We start from the raw sequence: 24,109 nt of genomic DNA, 5'->3' as shown, positions 1-24,109 counted from the left end.
TATGAGTGATAAACAAACCCGCTGCCCAAATTGCTCCACAATTTACAAGGTATCAGTCACCCAGTTAACTGTTGCCGAGGGTATGGTTTGTTGTCCTAAATGTTCTGCTGAGTTTAATGCGCTTCTACATCTATTCAATCCTCAACCGAAAGTGATTGAACCTTTAATCACAGAAGCCCAAGACAGTACAGCACCATCTGAAGATGTGATTGAACCTAAACAAGAACAACACCTATTGGATATTTTCGATCGTAAAGTTGCAAATTCAAACATAACCTTGCGTACGTATTTAAATAACTTAAATACGTTCAATCATGATCCGATTACCAACTACCCTTCTTTAAATCTTTCATCATCAATCCATGCCAATAGCCAATCGAAACCAAGAACTAGGCTTTATATTGCGACATGGGCGATCGTAAATACAATTTTAGCGTTATTACTGGTTTTTCAATTTTTATGGTTTAACCCAAATGTATTGCAACGCTCACCTGCGCTAAATCAGGCATTTATATCAGCATGTAACTTATTTAATTGTGACACGCTTGATGAACGCTATACCCATATAAAAGTACAAGACCTCAATATTGAGTCAACATCAGCGATCTCCACTGTTTTTTCAGGTCACTTGGTGAACCAATATAGCAAAGGGCTAAAACTGCCTCTGTTGAAAATAAGCATTTTTCAACAAGGTAAATTGATTTCATCCTCTATTAAAGCACCCAATGAATATTTAGTAGAAAGTTTGCATGGAATTACACGAATTCCTCAAGACAGTCCATTTGGTTTCAAATTTAGTATAAATTTTTCTCAATCTGAGTTTGACAATTATAAATTGGAAGTTATACGACCATAAGATCAAAAAAAACGATAAAAAAATTAAAAAAAATGTAGTTTTCTTGCTCACTTTTTCATAGACAATGGTATGATACGCGCCACGAAAGCTTTGTACCGCAAACTCCTCGCAATTTCTCAAAATAAATACAGTTCTGTTCATGTGCTTAATTTTTTTATTCAGCGCATCAGGGATGTTTTTTGTTTTATGTGGAACCGTAACAAATATTAAACTATTGTTACGCTTATTTTTCACTCAATTGCTCTAGTTGTGGCAAGCTAATTGTTCTTGTTTTAGAGTCGACCGTTTTAGGACCTAAAACGGAGCTCGTTTTTTTTATTTTGACCACAAAATCACTTTTACCCTAAGTGATTATTGATTCTCGGATTAACTCGCATGAATAGCAAATCTCCTATTTTTACTGCACAATCTGATGTCGCTCTTCGTATTCACGTAGATCGCGCAGTTCGCCATTATTTTGCACAATTGCAAGGCGAGCAACCATCTCAAGTTTATGACATGGTTTTAGCAGAAATGGAGAAACCTCTTTTATCTGTAGTGTTAGAATATACACGTGGCAACCAGACTCGCGCTGCTGAGATTCTAGGCCTTAACCGTGGTACTTTACGTAAAAAGTTGAAAGCTCACGGTTTAATGAGTGAATAAATGATAAAATGCTTGCGGCTTCCGCGGGCATTTTTTTTACCTGCTATTTAGCTTTTTTGTTTTAATTCTTGATAACTGTGACTAAATCATGACTATTAAACGCGCATTAATCTCTGTTTCTGATAAAACAGGCATTGTTGAATTTGCCCAAGACCTTGTTGCTCTAGGGGTAGAAATTTTATCTACTGGCGGTACTTATAAGTTGTTACGTGACAACAATATTGCTGTAGTCGAAGTTTCAGAGCACACGGGTTTCCCAGAGATGATGGACGGACGTGTAAAAACACTTCATCCGAAAATCCACGGTGGTATCTTGGCTCGTCGTGGTCTAGATGAAGCTGTGATGGCTGAACACAACATCGATGCGATCGATTTAGTTGTGGTAAACCTTTATCCATTTGCTGCAACTGTTGCAAAACCTAACTGCTCACTTGCTGATGCGATTGAAAATATCGACATCGGTGGTCCAACGATGGTTCGTGCTGCTGCGAAAAACCATGCGTCTGTAGGTATCGTTGTAAATGCATCTGACTATGCGACTGTAGTTGCTGAGCTTAAAGCTGAAGGCTCACTTTCTTATGCAACTCGTTTTGACTTAGCAGTTAAAGCATTTGAACATACTGCTCAGTACGACGGTATGATCGCATCTTACTTAGGCGCTCGCGTTGGTAAAGAAGAAGGTCAAGCTGATCAATTTGCACGTACATTCAATACGCAATTAAATAAAGCTCAAGATTTACGTTACGGTGAAAACCCACATCAATCTGCTGCATTCTATGTTGACCCTGCTGCAACTGAAGCCTCTGTTTCTACTGCTAAACAGTTGCAAGGTAAAGAATTATCTTATAACAACATTGCAGATACTGATGCAGCACTTGAATGTGTTAAATCATTTGCGAAACCTGCATGTGTAATCGTAAAACACGCTAACCCATGTGGCGTTGCAGTCTCTTTAGACGGTATTAAAGCTGCATATGACCTTGCATATGCAACTGATCCAGAATCTGCATTCGGTGGCATCATTGCGTTTAACCGTGAATTAGACGTTGCAACTGCACAAGCTATTGTTGATCGTCAATTTGTTGAAGTGATTATTGCACCAAGCGTTGCTGAAGGCGTACTTGAAGTAACGGGCGCGAAGAAAAACGTACGTGTACTTGTATGTGGCGAATTACCAGCTATTGACGAACGTGCTCCACAAATGGACTACAAACGTGTAAACGGTGGTTTACTCGTTCAAGATCAAGACTTAGGTATGATTACTAAAGATGATCTTAAAGTTGTGACGAAACGTGCCCCAACTGAACAAGAAATTGATGACATGATCTTTGCTTGGAAAGTTGCGAAATACGTTAAATCAAACGCGATTGTTTATGCTAAAAACCGTCAAACGATTGGTGTGGGTGCAGGTCAAATGAGCCGCGTAAACTCTGCTCGTATTGCTGCGATCAAAGCTGAACATGCAGGCTTAGTCGTTGAAGGTGCAGTAATGGCATCTGACGCATTCTTCCCATTCCGTGATGGTATTGATAACGCCGCTAAAGCAGGTATCAAATGTATTATCCAACCGGGTGGTTCAATGCGTGATGAAGAAACGATTGCTGCTGCTGACGAAGCAGGTATTGCAATGGTGTTCACTGGCATGCGTCATTTCCGTCATTAATTAATGGTTCGTGTCATGATGACTTCTCATAAGTCACCTATAACACTGATAAGAGATTTTTAATCTTGCCTAAAGTCCTCTTCTATTCATTTAGTTGAGGACTTTATGTCATTTTCGATTCATGGAGTATGAACCGATGAATATTTTAGTTTTGGGTAATGGCGGTCGTGAACATGCGTTAGCATGGAAAATCGCTCAAGATGAAAAAGTAACTAAAGTTTTTGTTGCACCGGGTAATGCGGGCACAGCAACTGAACCAAAATGTGAAAATGTAGCACTTAACATTTTAGACAATCCTGCAATCATCGAATTTGCTAAAAACAATGCAGTTGAATTGATTGTAGTTGGTCCTGAAGCACCACTTGTAAACGGTGTAGTCGATGCTTGTCGTGAAGCTGGCGTAAAAATTTGGGGTCCAACTCAATTTGCAGCGCAATTAGAAGGCTCTAAAGCATTTGCCAAGCACTTCTTGAAACGTCACAACATCCCAACGGCTTTCTATGACGTGTTCACGGAAGTCGATGCTGCTAAGGCATTTGTTGAGAAAAATGGTGCACCGATCGTAATCAAGGCAGATGGTCTTGCTGCGGGTAAAGGCGTAATTGTTGCCATGACCAATCAAGAAGCATTTGATGCGATTGATGACATGCTTGAAGGCAACAAATTTGGTGATGCAGGTTCACGCGTTGTCATTGAAGAGTTCTTGGCAGGTGAAGAAGCATCTTTCATTTGTATGATTGATGGCGACAACATTTTACCTATGGCAACTTCACAAGATCACAAACGTATCTTTGAAGGTGATCAAGGTCCTAACACTGGTGGTATGGGTGCTTACTCTCCTGCTCCTGTTGTAACGGCTGAAGTTTTTGAAAAAACCATGAATGAAGTGATGCGTCCTACCGTTGAAGGTATGAAAAAAGACGGTCACATTTATACAGGTTTCTTATACGCTGGCTTGATGATTGATGAACAAGGTCAACCAAAAGTGATCGAGTTTAACTGTCGTTTCGGTGATCCTGAAACTCAACCGATTATGATGCGTTTAAAATCATCTTTAGTTGAATTAGTTGAAGCTGGTATTGAAGGTAAACTTCCTGCAGAAGCCGAATGGGATGAGCGTAAAACGGTTGGTATCGTACTTGCATCCAAGGGCTACCCTGAAACGTCTAGCAATGGCGATGTGATTTCTGGTTTAGACACGGAAATGGCAGATGCGAAAGTGTTCCATGCAGGTACGAAAGCCAATGAGAATGGTGACATCGTAACTGCTGGTGGTCGTGTACTTTGCGTGACTGCACTTGGCGATACCATTGGTGAAGCACAAGCAAAAGCGTTAGAGCTTTGCCAAAAAGTGACTTTTGACGGCGTTCAATACCGTAAAGATATTGGTTACCGCGCAATTGCTCGTGAAAATGCTTAATCTTGTAAACTAGATTGAACAAAAACCTCGCTAAGCGCGGGGTTTTTAAATGCTTAAAATACATATTTTCAAAAAATTAAAATTTATGCTCTAACGTAATAAATACATGATCCCTACTTTCAGGAAATTCACCAAATTTAAATTTAACTTCCCCAAAGTCTTCTCTTTTTGACTCAGCACGAACAGAAGATACTGAATCAACCCAAAAAGTTTCAAATCCTTCGTTTTTACGTACAATATCTTCATCCTCACAAATAGCTAACACTGTTTGCTCAGGATCCAATTTCTTTAACTGCTCAATTAGTTCTTTAACTTTCATTTATTATCACCGTATTATAATATCGAAAAATATTTATTAGCTTGACAAGATATTAATCTCTTTCTAATTATACATTTAAATCAAATAATAAAAATAAAGCCAAGTTATGTTTAGCCTCTAAAATCTTAAAAACTCAAAACAGATAAACCTTAAGCCCCAATAAGGTTAACTGCCTTGAGTTATATTTATTCCTATTTTACTTTTGGATGCAGCTTTACCATCATCTTAGAATATCCACGAACAAAATTAGACTGAACAATTTCGGGTTCTTCAAGCACTTCAATTCTGTCATAACGTTTGAGAATCTCCTCCCACAGAATGGTCAGTTGCATCTCAGCCAAACGACTACCCATACAGCGATGAATTCCATAACCAAATGATAGATGTTTTTTCACATTTTCACGATCAATGAGAAATTCATCCGCATTCTCAAACACAGTTTCATCACGGTTAGCAGACGCATACCACATAACAACTTTGTCACCTTTACGGATATACTGACCTTTATAAATTAGATCTTGAGTCGCTACACGGCGCATATACGCCAATGGTGTCTGCCAACGAATAATCTCACTAACCATATTAGGCAACAGATCAGGATTATTCTTCAGCTTGCCTAATTCCTGAGGGAACAAATGCATTGCGTAAACCCCGCCCGACATCGAGTTACGAGTCGTATCATTCCCGCCTACGATTAATAATGCCAAATTCCCCAGAAACTCTAATGGTCGCTGAATCAGATCATTTGTCTCATCACTCCGAATAAGCATACTCATCAAGTCAAAACTTGAAGCCTCACCTGCGTTTATACGTGCAGCCTTATCATGCCAAAGTTGAGACAAATCTCTCACCATCTCTTTTAAACCATCAAAAGTATTTTCAATAGTCATCGTACCGCCTGTCGTACCTGGTGATGAGGATGCAATTTCAGACCAATAGACCAATTTACGGCGTTCTTCGTAAGGAAAATCTAACAACGTCGCCAACATTCTTGAGGTCAGTTCAATTGATACTCGATCTACAAAGTCGAAAGCTTCATTTAAAGGCAAGTGATCAAGTACGTCTTGGGTACGAGTCCGAATCAAGCTTTCCATGTCTTTCAAGTTTTTTGGTACGAAAACCCCCTGCACAGCTTTACGCTGAATATCATGTTTCGGTGGATCCATCGCAATAAACATTTCAAGCTCTAAACCTTGCGGTTGCTCACCCAACATAATGATCGGTTCTGAAGAGAAGAGCTGATGATTTTTATCGACGTACATGACATCTTCGTACTGTGTCATCGACCAAAAAGGACCAAATAAACTGTTTGATTGATAATGTATCGGCGCATCTTTACGTAATCGCTTAAAAGTATCCTTCCATACACCTTGCTTGTATAAAAAAGGGCTACTGACATCAAGCTCTTGTAAGGGGCAAACATTTGGATCTGGAAGTTGAATTTCTTCAATTTGATCAAAATCAGGATTCTTAAATAGGCTACTTTTTAATTTATGGTATACATGGGCAGCTTTGATGTGATTTTCTAAGGGAATATAGCGAGCGCTAAAATTCACCAAATCTATTCGAACAGCATTCATTTTTTTGACTAAATTATTCATGACAATGTGTCCTATGTGATCTCATCTTTAAATTTATATTCAGCCTTTATTCCATTAAGCTGATGATCTGTGTTTGAGCATAGAATTTTAAAAATACACAATCAGGTCATTTTTTGACATTAATAAGTCATTTTTTGACATTCTTTTTATTCAAATTAGCAGCTCTAATGAGGCTAGATTTAAGAAAGATAAATATCACGCTATCTGGACTTGAGTATGATTTCTAAAGGAATAGAACATAGCAATCAGGACAATAATGCAATTCGGGCATTGATTCCCTGCGCCTATGTCAGAATTATTGCGCAACAATTGGGAGGTGGGCTGCGTGTATTCCCAACTTTATTGAATGGCACATCACTGACTGCTGAATTTATTCAACAAGAAGATTCTCGGATTTCAGCATCTGATTTTATTCGTATATTTGAAAATGCATTGAACATGGCAGATGTTCCCGACTTCGGTTTAGAACTTGGACATCGCCTTAAACCAACGACTCATGGCGCAATGGGCTTTTTGATGCACAGTTGCCCAAACCTTTATGCTGCACTTGAAGCGATTCAACATTATCTACCTACTCGAATTGGATTTGCAGAAGTCATTCTCGAAATGCGTGATCAGCAGATGAATTGTAAAATTCAATTTAATATCGATTGCTCCACCCTTGTATATCAAAGCATGATCGAGTCTTGCATGGTGGTATTTAAAGAGTGTGCTGAATTTATTTTAGGTAAGCCATTAACTGAGCCGAAGTTGCTTTTTAGCTATCCTAAACCTGCTTACCATGCTGCTTATACAAAAATTTTTCAATGTGATTTCGCATTTTCACAATCTTTTGATGGCATTCAGATACCTTTATCTGTGTGTAAAATCCCGAATGCTTCAGCAAGTCAGGAGAACTATCTCATTGCAAAAAAACAATGTGAAAATGTACTTAAGGAACTTCTTACACCCCAAAATACTTATCAGTTTCGTGTCAAAAAAATACTGATTGAGCATTTATCAGATCCCAAAAATGAATCTGAGATTGCCGCTTCATTATTCATGAGCAAACGAACCTTAGCTCGTCATTTAGAAAAAGAAGGTTTAACCTTTAAAGAAGTCAAAGATCAAGTTCTTGCACAGCAAAGTGCTTATTTTCTTGAGCATACGCAACTCACGATTGAAACAATTGGTATGCTTCTTAATTATCACGATGCCTCAAATTTCAGACGAGCATTCAAGCGTTGGTTTGGTATGACCCCTAGCCAATATCGGCAGAAATACAATAATGATCTTACCAAGCAAATTTCTAAATTAAATTAAATCCATATTTTTCATATTGATATATTAAATCATTATAAGGTGTTCGACTGGTAACAGATCTTGCTAATTTTAAACACTCAAATTATAAGTATGATATTTAAAGTTTATTTATACATTCTCATAAATTGTATATGACGCTTTATGCTAAGCTAGTTCATTAACATCACTATATTGAATAAAAAAAAATTGTTATCATCAACCAACTTTTTTGTTATCAATGCTTAAATAATTGATAGCTAAATACCGAATTATCTCTAACAGATGAATAGGTTGAAATGCTCTTTAAACAAGGACAGTTCATTTCACTATTCACCTCACTGCATATGTAAGTTGAAGATTGTTTCAACATACTCAGGAAATATCATGAAGAAAATTCTTGGTTTAGTTTTGGGCCTATCAGTGGGTATCGCTGGATGCTCAAAACAAGATGCTCCAGAAACCGCTGCAAACAACACGAATAAAGATTCAGTTCAAACCATTACAATCGCTTCTACAGGTTCAGATGCAGATATCTGGAAGTTCATTGCAAAATTGCCAGAAACTGAAGCTGCAGGTTTAAAGTTAGATGTTAAAAACTTTACTGATTATGTTTCAATGAACACTGCGGTAGCCAATAAAGAGATTGATATCAATGCCTTCCAATCATATGCATATATGGTTGCATACAATGATGCTAATACTCAAAAAATTGCGCCATTATCTACGACTTATCTTGAGCCAATGGGGATTTACTCAAGCAAAGTTAAAAATTTAAATGATTTCAAAACAGGTTCGACCATTGCAATTCCAAACGATGGTGCTAATGAATCACGTGCCCTTTTATTATTGCAATCTGCTGGTTTAGTAAAGTTAAAACCTCAATTTGACAATGTCAAAGGCACTACTTCTGATGTAACTGAGAATCCTAAACAAATCACCATCAAACCGATTCAAATGGCAACTGCGGTACGTGTGAAAGATGAAGTGGATGCCATTGTATTAGGCAACACCTTAGCAATGGAAGGTGGTTTGAACGTATTAAAAGATGCGATCTACTACGAGCCAATCGATCAAAGTACAAAAATGAATGTGAATGTACTGGCTGTAGCTGAAGGCCGTCAGAATGATCCTGTATTGCAAAAGGTAGGTCAGCTATATCATACAGATGCGGTTAAGCAATATGTGAAAGAGAACTTTGGTGGCACTAAAGTTAATGTTGATAAACCAACGACATATCTCACAGAAGCTCAATAACTCTAGACTTCTGTATTTTTAACAGGCAAATTTAATTTGCCTGTTTTTCATTTTTAATAGTTCTTGACGTTATGATTGAATTTAAAAATATTAGTAAACATTATCAGCTTAAAGGCCAAACTATTCACGCCTTAGACAATATTAATCTGACGATTCCAGATGGAAGTATCTTCGGAATTATAGGCTATAGTGGTGCAGGTAAAAGTACACTGATCCGTTTGATCAATTTACTAGAAAGACCCAATCAAGGTCAAATGATCATCCACGGTCAAGATTTCACTGCTTTGAGCGCTTCAAAATTACGTCAAGAACGCGCCAATATTGGTATGATTTTCCAGCATTTCAATTTACTACAAACCAAAACCGTTGCAGCCAATATTGAAATGCCAATGAAACTCCTTGGCTGGAGTAAAGCTGAGCGTCTAAAACGCTTAGATGAGCTACTTGAGTTTATCGATTTAAAACATAAACGCGATGCTTTTCCAGATGAGCTTTCTGGTGGTCAAAAACAGCGTGTAGGTATCGCTCGGGCACTTGCCAATCATCCAAAAATTCTACTCTGTGACGAAGCAACATCAGCGCTTGATCCTCAAACGACAAAGTCTGTACTTGCCCTTTTGAAAAAAATTAATCAAGAGCAAGGAATCACCATTGTTATGGTTACGCATGAAATGGATGTTATTGAGTCGATTTGCGACTTTGTTGCAGTTATGGAGCAAGGCAAAGTGATTGAACACGGCAGTACTCTCGATATCTTTAGTCAACCTCAACACCCGACGACCAAAACATTTATTCAAACTGTTTTACAGCAGCAGTTACCTATCAATATTTTAAATAACTTAGAAAATCAAAATCACCACAGTATTTATAGCTTGCAGTTCTTAGGTACTTCAGCACAAGAAACTGTTGTACAAGCTGCCATCAAACGATTTGATATTAGTCTCAATATTTTATTTGCCAACATGACCGAAATTAATGGCGCTGTGATTGGACAAATGTTTGTGCAATTACTGGGTGATCCAGACATTATTCAAGAAACCATCAGCTTTTTCCAACAACATGGCGTTAAAGTTGAGCAATCAGGAGTACGTGCATGAGAGATATGATTGTTCAATGGCTAACAGAAATTACTGAACCTTTTTGGAAAAGCTCACTTTCAATTGATCAATTTGTGACAGCCCTGCAAGAAACTTTTCATATGGTTTTCTTTGCAATGCTATTCGGTACGATTTGGGGTTTAATTCAAGGGATAACCCTACTTGTTACACGACCAAACGGGATTTTAGCCAATCGTGTGATTTACTATGGATTAAACCCTATTGTGAATGCATTACGTTCCCTCCCGTTTATTATCCTCCTGATCGCGGTTATTCCACTGACAAAAATGATTGTGGGTACTTCTATTGGGACATGGGCAGCTATTGTTCCTTTAACCATTTATGTAGGACCTTATATTGGTCGTCTGGTTGAAACTTCACTCCTTGAAGTCAATGAAGGTATCGTGGAGTCAGCGCAAGCTATGGGCGCAACACCCCTGCAAATTATTTTCAAATTTATTCTGCCTGAGGCACGTAGCTCTCTCATTCTCAATTTAACTACAGCTGCAATCAGCTTAATTGGTGCAACAGCCATGGCTGGCGCTGTCGGTGCAGGTGGCATTGGTGATCTTGCGATCTCCTATGGTTATCAACGCTTTGATACCAGTGTCGTTATACTCACCGTTATTGTGCTTTTAGTATTAGTTCAATTGGTGCAAATGTCAGGTGAAAAACTCGCCAAAATGCGATAGTAAATTTAAAAAAAGATCTCAACTGAGATCTTTTTTAATATCAATCCATCCAGAGTGAAGCGATTTTTTCCATTAATTGCGCACGTAACGGCGCAGTTGGATTGCATGGATTACGCTTTGCTTCATGCTTATAAAACGCTTGCCATTCGCGTATCATTTCCAAACTAACACCTTGAGCTTTAAACTGATGGATGTCTTGCTTAGATACACTTTCTAAGCGTGCTTGAGCACCTTCTGGCCCTGTTGCCCAACCAATAACTCCTTGCCCAAAACTCGGAAGGCTCATTTGGTTGGGTGTTTGAGGAACCGCTTTACGTTCGATTGTCTCATTGACCTTACAGCTGCTTGGACGCTCGTATAATTGAGACTTTTGCAGTTGACCAACTTGAGAGTTCTGCATACAACCAACAAGAACAATCGAACTCATCACTGCGCTGATGCAAGCACTCAATCTCACTTTTATCATCATTTACTTTTTACTCGAAATTAGTTCATCAGATCAGACAATCTTAAGCTAACAACAATGCACCTCATCAAATTCGAAATCAATATTTACAATACATCGCTGTTTAAAATTTGGGTGAATTTTACAATTTGATAAGCTTGATCTAGGATGAGATCAAATAAGTCACATGCTTTAGGATCGTTTAGGATGCGTTATCAAGTTCGCGTAATTGATGTTAACAATGCGCTACAAAACTATATATGGATTATTGAAGATACTGAAACCCAAGAAATTGCAGTGGTAGACCCTACAGAAGCCAATTTGGTGGTCAATTATTGTGACTCGAATGGTTTAACACTTAAGCAAATATGGCTTACCCACTGGCATAAAGACCATATTGGTGGTGTACCAGAGTTAATCGCGGAAAAAAATATTGAAGTTTATGGTCCACGCGAAGAATTATCTAAAATTCCATTTATCAGTTGTCCACTCAATCATGATGATGAATTTTATTTTAATGACTTAAAGCTTGACGTCATCGCTGTTCCTGGCCACACCTTAGGTCATATCGCAATATTTGCAGATGAAATCGACAGTTTATTCTGCGGAGATACCTTATTTGCAATGGGATGCGGACGCCTTTTTGAAGGAACGGCTGAACAAATGTATCAATCACTTAACCGACTGTCAGCGCTCCCTCCAAGAACTCAAGTCTACTGTACCCATGAATACACGCTCTCAAATGCCCAATTCGCTTTACATGTAGAACCTGAGAATAAGGCACTGCAAGAACGATTTGAGCAAGTTCAGAAACTTCGAGATCAAAATCAAATAACCTTACCTTCCACCATTGAAATTGAACTTGAGACCAATCCTTTCTTGCGCGTCAACAGTGCTGAAGAATTTAAACGTATTCGGGAAATGAAAGATAATTTCTAAATTTAGCATTATCTATTCAAATTACAGATGTTTATTACTGAGCGACATTCGCTCAGTTTTTTATCCCTTTCAGATAAAATTTTCTATTCTTTACTTCAACACTTCATAAAAAATTGATCAAATTTTTTCTTTCAATCGCATGAAATATATACATTTTTATTAAAATACAATAAATTTACATTAATTTATGGTCAAGCCCTTTAAAAAGACCATCATTAACCTTATTAATATTTCATTAGTCAAAGGAGTTGTCTCATGAAGAAAGTGGTCAAAGCAAAAAATTTAATCGCATTCAGAATTTGGTTAGAAAAATTAGGTTATTCCGTTCGAAATTTAAAGGATAACCAAGGCTTCACTTTCAGCTTTAAAAAAGAATATGGTTTAGTGACATGTGACTTATCTGGAAATACTCTGGCAATGCAATTAGGTGAAGAATTCGAGGATCACTTAAAAGCTTAATCTCACCTTAATTCAACGGAATGAATACTAAATAGATCATCTAAATATTAACATCGCCTCTTTGTAGGCGATTTTTTTATATTTATATATTTCAGTCTGTTTTTATATAAAAATATAGGCAATAAAAAAGCAAGGTATCAAACCTTGCCTTAATATGGTGGGGACGGAGAGACTCGAACTCTCACACCTTGCGGCGCTGGAACCTAAATCCAGTGCGTCTACCAATTTCGCCACGTCCCCTTTGAATACTCAATCATATTACTGAGCTTCATAAAACTTGGCAGAGGATCAAGGATTCGAACCTTGACGAACGGTTTTGGAGACCGTCATGCTACCATTACACCAATCCTCTATTTCACCTACTTCGGTCGTTCCACCTAGTAAATTACTTGGTGGGGACGGAGAGACTCGAACTCTCACACCTTGCGGCGCTGGAACCTAAATCCAGTGCGTCTACCAATTTCGCCACGTCCCCGATGGCTGTGTATATTATAGAGATCATTATCTCATGACAAGCCCTTTTTTTGAAAAACCTTATTGTTTGACTAAATATAAAACAATTATCCATTTTACTGGTTTTTCTTTAAACAAGTTCGCTTAATAACTGTTTTAATTGATAAATATTGTTCAATCTTTGTGATTTATTTTTCATCAACATCTGCTGGAGTACTGGTGTTAAGTCAGAAAAAGGCCTAATAATTTCAACTTTTAATTGCTGACAATGCCATTTTGCCCAATCTATATAGCTTTTTTTACGGATTGAGTACTGATTTAACCATTCTAACCAAATAATACCGAGTGCATATATATCTGATGCTTGTGATTTTGACTCACCATGAAACAACTCAGGCGCCATATACCTTGGTGTTCCATGTGTAGAAACTTTAGGATGGCACTCCAAGTGAAACATCTGTTCAAAATCAATTAATTTGGGTTGACCATTCAATATTCTAAAATGTTCTCTTTTGAGATCTGCATGGACCAATCCTTGCTCATGAATCGATAGTAATGCATCTAGACTATGTAATAATAAATTGACCACATTTGAAAACTCATTGTGTGGGAAGGTCTGCATTTGAATATAGACAGAATTTTCTACTTCAAATAACGGCGCCGCATTTTCTATCAGAATCAATGATGAAGAATCATGTTTTGATATACGGGTATTGAATCTACTGTTTTCGTCATACACGATCTCAAACGGCACTAAGATCTTTGAAGAGCGAGTACTGAGTGATTGGTAGTGTTTTATCTCATTGTCGAACCACTGCTCATGCTGTGAACTGATACCCTGCTGTTGTCGCTTAACCCAATAAGTTTGGTCATCTATTTCGATACAATAAATTAGACGACCATACTGCTGACTTTGTTGAGAATTAACTGGTTGCCTGAGCAGAGGCTGAATGGTTTGCCACTGTAGATTGTTTTTCAAGAGATTCATTTTGCTGTTTCAGTTGCGTCAGCATATCCAAACAATGTTCAATGGTTTTTCCTATACGCGCATGTGTTTCAATACTGGACAGTTTTGACCAAGTTGCCCGTTCCCCTTCTCTTTGAAGGACTTTAAACAAATGAGGTCGCGGATTTTGTAACATATAATGATAATGTCGCAGACTATAATTACCTACAATATTTAAATCCCCATAATAACGCTGATCAACAATACCATAACCGTGATCCAATAGTCGTCTAATCGTCGGCACACTGCCCATTCGGTCACGAGTGAAATTCATGACATCCATCGCAATCGTTTTACCATGTTTACGCACTAAACGTTGCGGCCAGCTGAGCAAATCTGTTCTAAAACGTTCCGCATCACTTTGCATGAATGGCACAATATGTGGATTCACCTGACTGGCAATGGTGTAATTAATATTGTAAAGACGAGCCATTTTCTCTTGTGGAAAATCACTTCTCACACTGCCATCCACCCAACGAATACTTGCCAAGTATGGTGTATGCACTCCATCATAACGCTTACTGGTCAGTCGAACTGGAGGAAATAAGATGGGAACGGCACATGATGCCAAAACTGCACTCCACACCAGTAAATCTGGCGCAGTATATTTATTCATGATACGAGCATCTTCCTGAGCGACATCATAAGGTGCAACACTGATATTGATATCAAGTCCAGACTTTTCATACGCTTCTTGAAACGTTAAGTCCCCTAAATTTTCCACTAAAAATTTCTTAAGATATCGCACATCAGCAATACCACCATTTCCTCTAAGCAACTCTTTGAAACTTCTAAAATGGAATGCTTCACTATAAAAGCTCTCTCCTGTCAGCAGCTGATCAATATCTTTTTGATCAGAAACGCCTAACATCGCCGTCATCAACGCACCAGCACTCGAACCTGATAAAACTTTCGGCATCAAATCTTGTTCCATCAGCGCCTTACACACGCCTGTATGAAACAAACCTAATGAGGCCCCACCAGAAAACATCATTGCTGGTTGACCATAGGTCAGTTGACAATTTTTAAAAAAATCAAATTTTTCTTGATGCGTCAAACCCGAACATTCATCTGAAGCGATATAAATTAAACTCTGTGAAACCTCTTCAATATAGTCCTCAATAAGTTTTTTAGTGCCAATATATGTTTGTGTGAACAGCATAGGATGACCAATATTAGCGACATCATGACTCAGGCCTTCTCGCAAAATATAGATAAGATCAATTACACGATGATTCAGCTTGTAACGGCGTAAGAGATTTAAACGATGCGATATAATTTCAGCATCAAAATACGGTGAAGTATTATTAAACTTCCATTCCTGAGCGCCCGTTTCCTCATCCAGCTTTAAGGCAATGTCTTTCCACTCTTCATAGCTCTCCGCACGTTCAAGCTCATGTTGCATTTTTTTAATTCGATACGCTTGATGCGGATTAATTTGACTACGATTGCCTAAAATCATTGAGCTAGTCCTTTGATTTTTATTAGTTCAATTAGTTTTATTCAGTTTTTAAACTATGCAAAAAAAGCACAAAATAATCAACTTAATAAAATTTATTTCTTGTATCGACCAGTCATCATAGATTTATCCCTTAGATCAGTTCACATCGCTATCGTCATCATGTAGATTAAACTTGATTTTATTGAATTGTATTTCACAAACAACTATGGCGACTCTAGAACTACCAGATCAACTGTTAACAAAAATTTCTCAACTTATTGACCAACTTAATCACACATTATCTGAACCGAGTCAGGAAATTGATTTCTCAGCACTAGGATACAAATGGCAAAATAAACGGCTGATCCCCATTCAAAAACCTAAAATAATTCATCTTGATGATTTAAAAGGTATCGAAAAACAAAAAGAAAAAATACTGCAAAACACTGAACAATTTTTACAAGGTTTACCTGCAAACGATATTTTATTGACTGGATCTCGTGGAACCGGAAAATCATCTATTGTAAGATCTTTACTGTCAAAATATGCTGACCGTGGTTTACGCATCATTGAAATTGAGCGTGATAATCTGTCAGACCTACCAGAAATACAAAAAATTATTGAAGGTCGTCCTGAAAAATTTATCGTGTATTGCGATGACTTAGCCTTTAATGCTGAAGACGAAAATTATCGTAGTTTAAAAAGTGTGTTAGATGGTTCACTAGAGTCAGGTTCTGGCAACTTTATTATTTATGCGACCAGTAACCGCCGCCACCTACTCCCGGAATTTATGCATGAAAACACCCCGATCACAAAAGTGGACGTGCCTCAATATACTGAATTACATCCGCAAGAAGCGATCGAAGAAAAAATCTCATTGTCTGATCGTTTTGGTCTTTGGCTTTCATTCTACCCGATGGATCAAAATCTTTATTTAGAGATTGTAGAGCACTATTTAAAAAAATCTGGTATTGAAATGACACCTGAAGTACGTGCTGAAGCGCTACGTTGGTGCCAAGCCAGAGGTCAACGCTCAGGTCGTTCTGCATTCCAATTTTCAAAACATTGGATCGGCTCTACTCAATTAAAGCGTGATTAAGCATTTACATCAGCTTCTGCAATAAGAAACTAAGATGGAATAACGTCTTAGTTTCTCGACTTTCACTCTTTAATCTAAGTTATTAGCTTTTATTACGATAAAAGTTGATAAATTATTCATGAATAATTATAAAGATAAAATTAATAATTTAACTCATTGCTCTCTATCGATATCAAAAAATTTTAAATAAAAAAAAGCTCAAATATTACTTTAGGTTATTAATTTAAATAAAATTTATTAACTAAATAAGAATTAAAAAAATAATTTAAATTTAAAACAATATAACATAACAACCATTTTTTGCTTTTCAAAAAAATTAATGTAACCCAAACTTAACAATTCAAAAATAGTATGAGGGACGCAAATAATTATAGAAAAAGGCTGCATCCATGCTTCAAATTAAAAAATATAGTAACCAACATACACAATTCCCAGAAGTTCAAAATATATTAAAAACGCTTCATCAAGCGATCTTCATGACACCAGAGGGTTGTGATTTGAATGACATTGCTCAAGCCTATGCCCCCGATGATGCTGCAAGCAAACGGGTTTTGATCTATTTTGATGAAAAAAAACCTGTTGGATTTTTATGTATGCAACGTTATGAAGTCAAAAAGAATGACAAGACAATGAATGTTTTTCGTGGTCAAGCAGGTCTTCTTAGCGCCTATCGAAAATCAAATCTATTAAAATTCCAATATATTTACTTCATCATTTCTCAAATGATCCGCCACCCAGCTCCATCATATTTTTTTGCTGTGTGTTTACATCCCTCAAGTTATCGTGCAATTACACGTTATGCTTTCAAAAAAAATACATGGCCTACTCGCCTAAACCTCGATAACAATACAGAAATGCAAGACCTTTGCACCCTATTCTCTCAGCAATTCAATTATCAACTTTCAAAATCTGGCCATGTTTTTATTTATAACGATGGTCTTGGAGGAACACGCGGTTGTAAGCACGAACACGATAATATGAATGAGGATGCTGCATTTTTTTTGAATCACAATGCCGGATATATCAATGGTGATGGTATGTTAGTGATTGCCAAAATCACTGTCTTTGAGGTGTTTTACCGTTTAACTTGTCACACTTTGGGTAAAATGAATCGCAATAAATATATTCAATGGACAAAACAGCGACAACAATAGTCCCGCTTTAAACGCATCTAGCACATATTGCTCACCACAATGTTGCTTAATAATCGGTAAGAATGCATCACAGGACAGTACACCTGTGGTGCTAATGGCTGCTTGTGGTTGATGTCTTCCAAAAAGCTGTAGAAAAATGATGGAAAACATCCCTCGAATCATATCCACAATTAAAGCTTGAACTGCCAATAAGGGATTTAGTTTTTGTGAAATCATAGCAGCAGACAGACTTGCCCAACCGAATCCAGAAAGCAATACAGCACTTTCCTTCCAAATTATCAGCATAAAGCAGGCAAATATTGTATTTGCCAATACCATTATGATTGGGAGTTTAAAATCATGCCATTGCAATGTTTTGATGTTAAATGCTGATATAAAGACTCCGATCAAAAATAGAATAATGTAGATCAGAACGTTTTGAATACTTAAAGCTATTTGCTCATCTATTAAATCCATTCGATAAGTGAAGATCCCTCCCACAAACACCAAAATAAGCAAAAGATATACTGTCAATATTTTAATGATATCCTTAATTTGGATTGTTTTACGTTTGCTGTTTTCCTGCTGTTTCTTCTTATAAAATAGTGAACTAAACCAGTAAGTAAATGCGCATACCCCGAGTGCGAGAATAACTAACTTGCTCAAAACAGCTTTAGGATTTTCTAATGCGAGTAGGTTTGGCGCTGCGTAAACAGTGCAAAAAAATATAAATAAAATCAGGGCTAAAAAAAATATTTGTTCAATGTACTTGTTGGGATGAAATTTACGACCATATAGATAGCCAAAAATGATGATGATAAGATCCAATCAGACTTCCAAAATTATTTTTATACGTATCGCTTAGATTAATCCATAGATATAAAATTAATATGACAATATGTTTCTTATAGAGCATCGTCATGTCTCATCACTTTTGGCTGCTAGGTTTTAATTTTAAAACTTAATTTCGCCCAACTATCGACCATAGTTGACTTCGTGGCGTTGAATTCTAATAAAGTTCAATTTCAATCTTTCAGCGTGCTAGCGCATCTCTTTAAAACAACTAATCAGATTTTTAAAATTTCACTCACAATTCTATAATCGTTTTTCATTTCAAATCACCTAATATATTTTTAAAAGTACTAAAGAGAACGTGATGGCTTACAATCATAAAGACCTTGATACCATCCCACATAGAAGCACTCGTGTTTATTCTCAAAGTTTTGACTACTCTTTGGACTTTAAAAAAATTAATTTCAGAGAGAGACCGGAACTCTATCGAATTGGTCGTGGTGAACAGGGTGTATTACTCGTCGAACCTTACAAATCTGAAATTCTGCCCTTTTGGAAATTTGCAGATGAAGATAAAGCTAGAGAAAGTTCTAATAAGATTTATCAACTCTTTCTTGAATATTTAGCAGTCGATGATTTTGTTGGTGCAGATATGGCTCGTAAATTTTTACAAATGGGTTATACCCGAGCGAGACGCTATGCAAACCATAAAGGTGGAAAAAAATATAAAGGTCCTGTACCTAATGACAAAAAAGGTTTAAGTGGTGCTCACGGGCGTGAAGAACTACCACGCCAACAAGAAGACCCTATTAAGGCTGCAGCAGCACGAATTTTTAAAGTGAAATGGGATGAAGCTAAACAGCATTCCCACTATATTGCATTAAAAGAACGATTTAAAAACTCAATTGCGAGTCAATAAATACATTCTCACACCATTTATAATACAAATAATATTATTTGTTTAGTTTTTATTTACAATAATAAAATAGACAGTACAATAAAGTTTGCCAAAAAATGATCGCCATTTTTAGCATTTAATGATAAATAAATCACAAATAATGAGCATGCGCCATGATAACTAAATTTTTTAAATTGGGTTTAATCCTCTCAATGACCACTTTAACAACGACAACTTTTGCCCAACAACACACCGTTTCATTGGGTTATGCTCAGTCTGAAATTGAAAATGCGTTTGATATTCGTGGTGTTCACGCTCAATATCGCTATGAACTAGAGACTCCTTTAAGCGTTATGGCAACAATGTCGTATCAAACTGGTGATGAAACTTGGATTGAACCAGGTGAACGCCAAGATACAGATGTAAAGCATTTTTCTTTGCTAGCAGGCCCTGCATATCGTCTTAATGAGAATTTCAGTGTTTATGGTGTTGTCGGGTTCGCGCATTCAAAAGTTGAAAGTTCATATCGCGCCTTGAACATATACGAAAACATGGATCTAAGTGAAACAGCGTTTGCGTATGGTGTTGGTATTAATATTAATCCTGCTCCGCAATATGCGATCAATATCGGTTATGAAGGTACTAAAGTTGATGGGGCTAAATTTGATGGGTTCAACATCAGCGCAGGTTACCGTTTCTGATTCTGCTTGAATACATAGAGAATTAATAAGAGGCTTTTTGCCTCTTTTTTGTCAAAATCATTGGATAATGTTTATACATTATTTGGATAGCGATAAATAGACAAATCCTATATAGCTAGAGTAAGTCTTATTATTCTACTTAGGATGTTTCATGCAAAAAAGAAAACTTGGACAAACTGATTTATTCATCGCACCCATCGTATTCGGAGGAAATGTATTCGGTTGGACGGTTGATGAAAAACAAAGTTTCAAAATTTTAGATGCACTGTATGAGCGTGGATTTAACACCATTGATACAGCAGACTTCTATTCCATTTGGGCACCAGGCAATCATGGTGGCGAGTCAGAAACAATCATTGGTAATTGGTTAAAACAAAATCCAAGTAAACGTGAAGACATCGTGCTATTTACTAAAGTCGGTTTAGATATGGGGATTCCCGGCCATCAAGGTTTATCTGAACGATGGATTATGCAAGCAGTTGAAGACTCACTTAGTCGTTTAAAAACAGATTATCTTGATCTTTATTTTGCACACTGGCCTGATGAAAACACACCTCATGAGGAAACATTATCAGCATTTTCAAAGCTCAAAGATCAAGGAAAAATTCGTGCCTATGGCACTTCTAATTTTTCAGCTGATCAATTAGACGCTTCTATTCAAGCTGCACAAAAGATTGGTGTGCAACATTATCAGGTTCTTCAACCTGAATATAATCTTTACGATCGCGATGTATTCGAACAAACACTGCAACCCATTTGTGAACGCCATCAAATTGGTGTCGTAAGTTTTTATAGTCTGGCTAGTGGATTTCTATCTGGGAAATATTCGTCATTAGACAATATTCAAGGGCGTCAACGTGCAGATACGCTTGTAAAATATTTTGATGAGCGAGGCTTAAACCTTTTAGATAAGCTCAGAGAAGTGGCATCGCGCCACAATGCGGCACCTGCTGAGGTAGCTTTGGCTTGGTTACTTGCGCAAAAGCATATTTCAGCACCAATCGCCAGTGCAACAAACCTTGAACAAATTACCCAATTTTCAAATGCAGTGAATCTTCAACTCTCACCAGAAGACATGCAAATTCTTTCAATAATGTAAATATAAAAAAAGAGGCTATAAGCCTCTTTTTTCTCGTGACCAAACATCTATGCTTCAGTCGGTTTTTTGAGTTCCGTCATCGGCCAACGTGGCGTCGTTGTCACGGCTAAGCCATCATGCTGTCCTGCTTTTAAGCGTTGATATCCAGCAAAAGCAATCATGGCGCCATTATCCGTACATAAAGCCGGTTCAGCATAATATACTTGAGCTTTTATTTTAGCTAAATCTGCTTCAAGACGTTCACGAAGACGCTTATTGGCACTCACACCACCAGCAATAACCAAACGCTTAAGACCACTTTGCTTTAATGCTTTAACTGATTTTTTGACCAATGTATCAACAATAGCCTCTTGAAAACTCGCAGCAATATCAGCGTCTCGGTTTTCATCACCTAATTTTTTCATTTGGACAGAAACCGCTGTTTTTAAGCCACTAAATGAAAATTCCAAACCTTGATGCAACATAGGGCGTGGAAATTCAAAAGCAGTGGCATCACCTTGCTCAGCAAGTTTAGAGATATTTGGACCACCTGGATAAGGCAGCCCCATCATCTTAGCAACTTTATCGAATGCTTCACCCGCTGCATCATCGATCGATTCACCTAAGATTTCATAATGTCCAATATCATATGCCGCCATTAATTGTGTATGCCCACCCGAGACTAACAAGGCGACAAACGGAAATTCCGGTGGAGTGGCTGATAAAAGAGGCGCCAACATATGCCCTTCCATATGATGCACACCAATCGCTGGTTTATTTAACGCAAATGCAAGCGTACGACCAAATAATGCTCCAGTCATGAGTGCACCCATTAGGCCTGGACCACGTGTATAAGCCACCGCATCAATCTCAGATTTTTTGATTTGACTTTCTTCAAGCAATTGATTGATTAAAGGAATTAATTTACGAACATGATCGCGTGATGCCAATTCAGGTACCACTCCACCATATTCAGCATGCAATTTAATCTGACTATATAACACCTGTCCTCTTAAGCCGACTTCGCTGTCATAGAGTGCGAGACCAGTTTCATCACACGACGTTTCTAAGCCTAAAACGATCATTAAATTGCCTTTAACCCATTTCAAAATATTGCTAAAGCTATTATAGACTTGTGATATGAGATGTAAATGAGTAAAATACTGACCTTCACTTGTGACTCAGCGCAATTCGGCGCTTAGTCTTATCCATAAACTAGAGGATTCTTCATGCCACAAGTTAAATTGAAAGAAGGCGAACCAGTAGACGTAGCTATCCGTCGTTTCAAACGTTCATGCGAAAAAGCGGGTGTTTTAGCTGACGTTCGTAAACGTGAATTCTACGAGAAACCAACTCAAGAACGTAAGCGCAAAAAAGCTGCTGCTGTTAAACGCTACCAAAAGAAATTGGCGCGTGAATCAGTACGTACTACTCGCCTTTACTAAGATTAATTTGTGATTGACTGCTCGGATATATAAATGACTACTTTAAAAAACCAAATTACTGACGTTTTGAAAGCAACAATGCGTGCTAAAGAAATGGATAAGTTAACGGTGATTCGTAGTCTCCAAGCAGCAATTAAGCAAATCGAAGTCGATGAACGCGTAGAGCTAGATGATAATCGAGTTCTCGCGGTCATTGAAAAACAAATCAAGCAACGTAAAGAATCGATTAAAGCTTTTGAAAGCGCTAATCGACAAGACTTAGCTAGTAAGGAACAAGCCGAGGTTGAGGTTTTATCTCAATTTCTACCAGCAGCTATGACTGAGGAAGAACTTGATTCAATTATTGCGCAAACGATTGCTGCGCAACAAGCTACTAGCATGAAAGATATGGGTAAGGTGATGAATTCTCTACGTCCGATCATAGCCGGACGTGCCGATCCTGCACAAGTTTCGAGTAAAATTAAAGCTCAACTTTCTTAAGTTTTCGTATTATGTTTGATTTGGTCTATTTAATAATGTCATTAAATAGTCCAGTCTAAATCACGTATCCCCGATATTATTACAACAATACTTTTTAGTTTTTCACTTTCTGATTATTTAAGCTCACATTGAATATTATATCTTTGTAAAATCTGCATTTCTTTCGATTGCTTCACTTTCACAACAACATCCTGCTTACTCATTCTAGAGTAGGAAAATGGTAAATCCTTTCGATATTTATCCACCACCTGATAAAAGCCATCGACATAAGTTCCAACAATGACACAATATCTTTGAGTCTGATCATCGCTAAAATGTGTTGTATTTGGTGCTAGCATTTTTAGAAAATGCCTCATATCGGCATTATATTTTTGTGATACAACTTCAATTTCTTGTGTAAATTTAACAGGAAGTGTTTCCGCATGAGTGAACACACCTACCCCAAACAACATCATAAAAAATAGTGGCAATTTCATTATTAGATTCAATCACATAATTTAAAATATTTATTCATTCATCATTCTCAAACAATCTAACCATTAAGAGTGAATAATTTCAATAAAGTTAGGTTTATATTCCTGGAAAAAATCTTCATAAGGTGGCGGTATTTTCCCTTCAACCACAGAACCGAGCCTTAAACGTATAACTCCTGGTAAATCAAGTCGATGTGAATATAAAGGACTTCCACATTCACCACAAAATACTCTTGCCTTTAACTCGGTATGAAAATAAGACTTAAGCACATCTTCACCAGAAATTAACTCGAAGTTTTCAAGCGGGATCGGGCTATTCCATGCAGCAAAACCGCCTTGAGCCAACTGACAGTGCTTGCAATAGCACAAAATACTTTTCTCAAGAACGCCATGATAAATATATTGTATCTTCCCACATAAGCATTGACCTTTTATCATT

Annotated in this window: 26 protein-coding genes and 3 tRNA genes; 17 read left to right on the top strand and 12 right to left on the bottom strand. The window is 37.4% G+C overall.

Going from position 1 to position 24,109, the window contains the following annotated elements; all coding sequences use genetic code 11:
- Nucleotide 1 precedes the first annotated feature (1 nt).
- The 4 genes from AC1M89_RS01530 (at nucleotide 2) to purD (ending at nucleotide 4,584) form a co-directional block, all read left to right on the top strand.
- Nucleotides 2-856: a DUF3426 domain-containing protein gene (locus AC1M89_RS01530; protein ID WP_481596893.1), complete on the top strand. Its 855-nt coding sequence runs from the start codon at nucleotides 2-4 to the stop codon at nucleotides 854-856.
- Nucleotides 857-1,231: 375 nt separating this feature from the next.
- Nucleotides 1,232-1,501 carry a DNA-binding transcriptional regulator Fis gene (fis, locus tag AC1M89_RS01525; protein WP_001086304.1) on the top strand — a complete coding sequence of 90 codons (270 nt, stop codon included), beginning with the start codon at nucleotides 1,232-1,234 and terminating at the stop codon, nucleotides 1,499-1,501.
- An 88-nt stretch (nucleotides 1,502-1,589) separates the two neighbouring features.
- Complete coding sequence (purH, locus tag AC1M89_RS01520; protein ID WP_092766164.1) at nucleotides 1,590-3,164, top strand: bifunctional phosphoribosylaminoimidazolecarboxamide formyltransferase/IMP cyclohydrolase; 1,575 nt, start codon at nucleotides 1,590-1,592, stop codon at nucleotides 3,162-3,164.
- A 136-nt stretch (nucleotides 3,165-3,300) separates the two neighbouring features.
- Complete coding sequence (gene purD, locus AC1M89_RS01515) at nucleotides 3,301-4,584, top strand: phosphoribosylamine--glycine ligase (RefSeq protein WP_481613758.1); 1,284 nt, start codon at nucleotides 3,301-3,303, stop codon at nucleotides 4,582-4,584.
- Nucleotides 4,585-4,660: 76 nt separating this feature from the next.
- On the opposite strand, the gene AC1M89_RS01510 is transcribed toward purD, so the two are convergent.
- A complete protein-coding gene (locus AC1M89_RS01510) occupies nucleotides 4,661-4,903 on the bottom strand; it encodes a hypothetical protein (RefSeq protein WP_481613757.1) in 243 nt (80 codons plus the stop codon).
- A gap of 191 nt (nucleotides 4,904-5,094) precedes the next feature.
- Nucleotides 5,095-6,504, bottom strand: a complete 1,410-nt coding sequence (locus AC1M89_RS01505) for a cytochrome P450 (RefSeq protein WP_481613756.1) — start codon at nucleotides 6,502-6,504, stop codon at nucleotides 5,095-5,097.
- A 216-nt stretch (nucleotides 6,505-6,720) separates the two neighbouring features.
- Here AC1M89_RS01505 and AC1M89_RS01500 point away from each other — a divergent pair, with 216 nt between their 5' ends.
- The 4 genes from AC1M89_RS01500 (at nucleotide 6,721) to AC1M89_RS01485 (ending at nucleotide 10,828) form a co-directional block, all read left to right on the top strand.
- The gene (locus AC1M89_RS01500) at nucleotides 6,721-7,806 is read left to right on the top strand and encodes an AraC family transcriptional regulator (protein WP_481613755.1); all 1,086 of its coding nucleotides are present in this window, start codon (nucleotides 6,721-6,723) and stop codon (nucleotides 7,804-7,806) included.
- A 363-nt stretch (nucleotides 7,807-8,169) separates the two neighbouring features.
- Nucleotides 8,170-9,039 carry a MetQ/NlpA family ABC transporter substrate-binding protein gene (locus AC1M89_RS01495; protein ID WP_035267639.1) on the top strand — a complete coding sequence of 290 codons (870 nt, stop codon included), beginning with the start codon at nucleotides 8,170-8,172 and terminating at the stop codon, nucleotides 9,037-9,039.
- Between the two features lie 71 nt (nucleotides 9,040-9,110).
- The gene (locus tag AC1M89_RS01490; RefSeq protein WP_179998301.1) at nucleotides 9,111-10,136 is read left to right on the top strand and encodes a methionine ABC transporter ATP-binding protein; all 1,026 of its coding nucleotides are present in this window, start codon (nucleotides 9,111-9,113) and stop codon (nucleotides 10,134-10,136) included.
- A complete protein-coding gene (locus AC1M89_RS01485; protein WP_481591197.1) occupies nucleotides 10,133-10,828 on the top strand; it encodes a methionine ABC transporter permease in 696 nt (231 codons plus the stop codon). Before AC1M89_RS01490 ends, AC1M89_RS01485 begins: the two co-directional genes overlap by 4 nt.
- Nucleotides 10,829-10,868: 40 nt before the next feature.
- On the opposite strand, the gene AC1M89_RS01480 is transcribed toward AC1M89_RS01485, so the two are convergent.
- The gene (locus AC1M89_RS01480; protein WP_143047387.1) at nucleotides 10,869-11,255 is read right to left on the bottom strand and encodes a DUF4951 domain-containing protein; all 387 of its coding nucleotides are present in this window, start codon (nucleotides 11,253-11,255) and stop codon (nucleotides 10,869-10,871) included.
- Nucleotides 11,256-11,480: 225 nt separating this feature from the next.
- Between AC1M89_RS01480 and gloB the strand changes: the two genes are divergently transcribed.
- Both gloB and AC1M89_RS01470 read left to right on the top strand, forming a co-directional pair.
- Nucleotides 11,481-12,212, top strand: a complete 732-nt coding sequence (gene gloB, locus AC1M89_RS01475; RefSeq protein WP_481613754.1) for a hydroxyacylglutathione hydrolase — start codon at nucleotides 11,481-11,483, stop codon at nucleotides 12,210-12,212.
- A 255-nt stretch (nucleotides 12,213-12,467) separates the two neighbouring features.
- Complete coding sequence (locus AC1M89_RS01470; RefSeq protein ID WP_035267651.1) at nucleotides 12,468-12,671, top strand: hypothetical protein; 204 nt, start codon at nucleotides 12,468-12,470, stop codon at nucleotides 12,669-12,671.
- Nucleotides 12,672-12,826: 155 nt separating this feature from the next.
- Here the strand turns inward: AC1M89_RS01470 and AC1M89_RS01465 are convergent.
- The 5 genes from AC1M89_RS01465 to AC1M89_RS01445 all read right to left on the bottom strand — a co-directional run bounded on the left by AC1M89_RS01465 (nucleotide 12,827) and on the right by AC1M89_RS01445 (nucleotide 15,592).
- Nucleotides 12,827-12,911 (bottom strand) — tRNA-Leu (locus AC1M89_RS01465).
- Between the two features lie 38 nt (nucleotides 12,912-12,949).
- Nucleotides 12,950-13,023 (bottom strand) — tRNA-Trp (locus AC1M89_RS01460).
- A 38-nt stretch (nucleotides 13,024-13,061) separates the two neighbouring features.
- Nucleotides 13,062-13,146 (bottom strand) — tRNA-Leu (locus AC1M89_RS01455).
- A 108-nt stretch (nucleotides 13,147-13,254) separates the two neighbouring features.
- On the bottom strand, nucleotides 13,255-14,103 hold the full coding sequence (locus AC1M89_RS01450; protein WP_481613753.1) for a protein kinase domain-containing protein: 849 nt from the start codon (nucleotides 14,101-14,103) through the stop codon (nucleotides 13,255-13,257).
- Nucleotides 14,048-15,592, bottom strand: coding sequence for a DUF3336 domain-containing protein (locus AC1M89_RS01445; protein ID WP_481596886.1), 1,545 nt, complete (start codon nucleotides 15,590-15,592; stop codon nucleotides 14,048-14,050). Before AC1M89_RS01445 ends, AC1M89_RS01450 begins: the two co-directional genes overlap by 56 nt.
- 205 nt (nucleotides 15,593-15,797) lie before the next feature.
- Here AC1M89_RS01445 and AC1M89_RS01440 point away from each other — a divergent pair, with 205 nt between their 5' ends.
- Nucleotides 15,798-16,670, top strand: a complete 873-nt coding sequence (locus AC1M89_RS01440) for an ATP-binding protein (RefSeq protein ID WP_481591202.1) — start codon at nucleotides 15,798-15,800, stop codon at nucleotides 16,668-16,670.
- 389 nt (nucleotides 16,671-17,059) lie between these two features.
- Nucleotides 17,060-17,824, top strand: a complete 765-nt coding sequence (locus tag AC1M89_RS01435; protein ID WP_481613752.1) for a hypothetical protein — start codon at nucleotides 17,060-17,062, stop codon at nucleotides 17,822-17,824.
- Here AC1M89_RS01435 and AC1M89_RS01430 read toward each other — a convergent pair.
- Nucleotides 17,753-18,631, bottom strand: coding sequence for a LysO family transporter (locus AC1M89_RS01430; protein ID WP_481613751.1), 879 nt, complete (start codon nucleotides 18,629-18,631; stop codon nucleotides 17,753-17,755). The two genes, AC1M89_RS01435 and AC1M89_RS01430, sit on opposite strands and share 72 nt — an antisense overlap.
- Before the next feature lie 328 nt (nucleotides 18,632-18,959).
- Here AC1M89_RS01430 and AC1M89_RS01425 point away from each other — a divergent pair, with 328 nt between their 5' ends.
- The 3 genes from AC1M89_RS01425 to AC1M89_RS01415 all read left to right on the top strand — a co-directional run bounded on the left by AC1M89_RS01425 (nucleotide 18,960) and on the right by AC1M89_RS01415 (nucleotide 21,293).
- Nucleotides 18,960-19,514, top strand: coding sequence for a DUF4385 domain-containing protein (locus AC1M89_RS01425; protein WP_481613750.1), 555 nt, complete (start codon nucleotides 18,960-18,962; stop codon nucleotides 19,512-19,514).
- A gap of 152 nt (nucleotides 19,515-19,666) precedes the next feature.
- Nucleotides 19,667-20,194 carry an Ail/Lom family outer membrane beta-barrel protein gene (locus AC1M89_RS01420; protein ID WP_481613749.1) on the top strand — a complete coding sequence of 176 codons (528 nt, stop codon included), beginning with the start codon at nucleotides 19,667-19,669 and terminating at the stop codon, nucleotides 20,192-20,194.
- 151 nt (nucleotides 20,195-20,345) lie between these two features.
- On the top strand, nucleotides 20,346-21,293 hold the full coding sequence (locus tag AC1M89_RS01415; RefSeq protein WP_481596882.1) for an aldo/keto reductase: 948 nt from the start codon (nucleotides 20,346-20,348) through the stop codon (nucleotides 21,291-21,293).
- Nucleotides 21,294-21,340: 47 nt separating this feature from the next.
- Here the strand turns inward: AC1M89_RS01415 and tsaD are convergent, their stop codons facing one another.
- Complete coding sequence (gene tsaD / locus AC1M89_RS01410; RefSeq protein ID WP_481595493.1) at nucleotides 21,341-22,357, bottom strand: tRNA (adenosine(37)-N6)-threonylcarbamoyltransferase complex transferase subunit TsaD; 1,017 nt, start codon at nucleotides 22,355-22,357, stop codon at nucleotides 21,341-21,343.
- Nucleotides 22,358-22,501: 144 nt separating this feature from the next.
- Between tsaD and rpsU the strand changes: the two genes are divergently transcribed.
- Both rpsU and AC1M89_RS01400 read left to right on the top strand, forming a co-directional pair.
- The gene (gene rpsU, locus AC1M89_RS01405) at nucleotides 22,502-22,717 is read left to right on the top strand and encodes a 30S ribosomal protein S21 (RefSeq protein ID WP_001136722.1); all 216 of its coding nucleotides are present in this window, start codon (nucleotides 22,502-22,504) and stop codon (nucleotides 22,715-22,717) included.
- Between the two features lie 33 nt (nucleotides 22,718-22,750).
- Nucleotides 22,751-23,197: a GatB/YqeY domain-containing protein gene (locus AC1M89_RS01400; RefSeq protein WP_481595494.1), complete on the top strand. Its 447-nt coding sequence runs from the start codon at nucleotides 22,751-22,753 to the stop codon at nucleotides 23,195-23,197.
- A gap of 113 nt (nucleotides 23,198-23,310) precedes the next feature.
- Here the strand turns inward: AC1M89_RS01400 and AC1M89_RS01395 are convergent, their stop codons facing one another.
- Nucleotides 23,311-23,673, bottom strand: coding sequence for a hypothetical protein (locus AC1M89_RS01395; RefSeq protein ID WP_481613748.1), 363 nt, complete (start codon nucleotides 23,671-23,673; stop codon nucleotides 23,311-23,313).
- Between the two features lie 63 nt (nucleotides 23,674-23,736).
- The gene (locus AC1M89_RS01390; protein ID WP_481613747.1) at nucleotides 23,737-24,108 is read right to left on the bottom strand and encodes a GFA family protein; all 372 of its coding nucleotides are present in this window, start codon (nucleotides 24,106-24,108) and stop codon (nucleotides 23,737-23,739) included.
- Between the last annotated feature and the right edge of the window lies 1 nt (nucleotide 24,109).

This window comes from Acinetobacter sp. ANC_7635 (genome assembly GCF_056779945.1).
The sequence above is the reverse complement of the archived record's forward strand: the minus strand, read 5'-3'. Positions and strand labels throughout refer to the sequence as shown.

Coding starts and splice junctions, on each gene's coding strand:
- gloB (WP_481613754.1), top strand. CDS start 11,481: ATGCGTTATCAAGTTCGCGTAATTGATGTTAACAATGCGCTACAAAAC.
- AC1M89_RS01490 (WP_179998301.1), top strand. CDS start 9,111: ATGATTGAATTTAAAAATATTAGTAAACATTATCAGCTTAAAGGCCAA.
- purH (WP_092766164.1), top strand. CDS start 1,590: ATGACTATTAAACGCGCATTAATCTCTGTTTCTGATAAAACAGGCATT.
- AC1M89_RS01390 (WP_481613747.1), bottom strand. CDS start 24,108: ATGATAAAAGGTCAATGCTTATGTGGGAAGATACAATATATTTATCAT.
- AC1M89_RS01530 (WP_481596893.1), top strand. CDS start 2: ATGAGTGATAAACAAACCCGCTGCCCAAATTGCTCCACAATTTACAAG.
- purD (WP_481613758.1), top strand. CDS start 3,301: ATGAATATTTTAGTTTTGGGTAATGGCGGTCGTGAACATGCGTTAGCA.
- AC1M89_RS01470 (WP_035267651.1), top strand. CDS start 12,468: ATGAAGAAAGTGGTCAAAGCAAAAAATTTAATCGCATTCAGAATTTGG.
- AC1M89_RS01495 (WP_035267639.1), top strand. CDS start 8,170: ATGAAGAAAATTCTTGGTTTAGTTTTGGGCCTATCAGTGGGTATCGCT.
- AC1M89_RS01510 (WP_481613757.1), bottom strand. CDS start 4,903: ATGAAAGTTAAAGAACTAATTGAGCAGTTAAAGAAATTGGATCCTGAG.
- AC1M89_RS01440 (WP_481591202.1), top strand. CDS start 15,798: ATGGCGACTCTAGAACTACCAGATCAACTGTTAACAAAAATTTCTCAA.
- AC1M89_RS01415 (WP_481596882.1), top strand. CDS start 20,346: ATGCAAAAAAGAAAACTTGGACAAACTGATTTATTCATCGCACCCATC.
- AC1M89_RS01395 (WP_481613748.1), bottom strand. CDS start 23,673: ATGAAATTGCCACTATTTTTTATGATGTTGTTTGGGGTAGGTGTGTTC.
- AC1M89_RS01485 (WP_481591197.1), top strand. CDS start 10,133: ATGAGAGATATGATTGTTCAATGGCTAACAGAAATTACTGAACCTTTT.
- rpsU (WP_001136722.1), top strand. CDS start 22,502: ATGCCACAAGTTAAATTGAAAGAAGGCGAACCAGTAGACGTAGCTATC.
- AC1M89_RS01435 (WP_481613752.1), top strand. CDS start 17,060: ATGCTTCAAATTAAAAAATATAGTAACCAACATACACAATTCCCAGAA.
- fis (WP_001086304.1), top strand. CDS start 1,232: ATGAATAGCAAATCTCCTATTTTTACTGCACAATCTGATGTCGCTCTT.
- AC1M89_RS01425 (WP_481613750.1), top strand. CDS start 18,960: ATGGCTTACAATCATAAAGACCTTGATACCATCCCACATAGAAGCACT.
- AC1M89_RS01400 (WP_481595494.1), top strand. CDS start 22,751: ATGACTACTTTAAAAAACCAAATTACTGACGTTTTGAAAGCAACAATG.
- tsaD (WP_481595493.1), bottom strand. CDS start 22,357: ATGATCGTTTTAGGCTTAGAAACGTCGTGTGATGAAACTGGTCTCGCA.
- AC1M89_RS01445 (WP_481596886.1), bottom strand. CDS start 15,592: ATGATTTTAGGCAATCGTAGTCAAATTAATCCGCATCAAGCGTATCGA.
- AC1M89_RS01505 (WP_481613756.1), bottom strand. CDS start 6,504: ATGAATAATTTAGTCAAAAAAATGAATGCTGTTCGAATAGATTTGGTG.
- AC1M89_RS01420 (WP_481613749.1), top strand. CDS start 19,667: ATGATAACTAAATTTTTTAAATTGGGTTTAATCCTCTCAATGACCACT.
- AC1M89_RS01480 (WP_143047387.1), bottom strand. CDS start 11,255: ATGAGTTCGATTGTTCTTGTTGGTTGTATGCAGAACTCTCAAGTTGGT.
- AC1M89_RS01500 (WP_481613755.1), top strand. CDS start 6,721: ATGATTTCTAAAGGAATAGAACATAGCAATCAGGACAATAATGCAATT.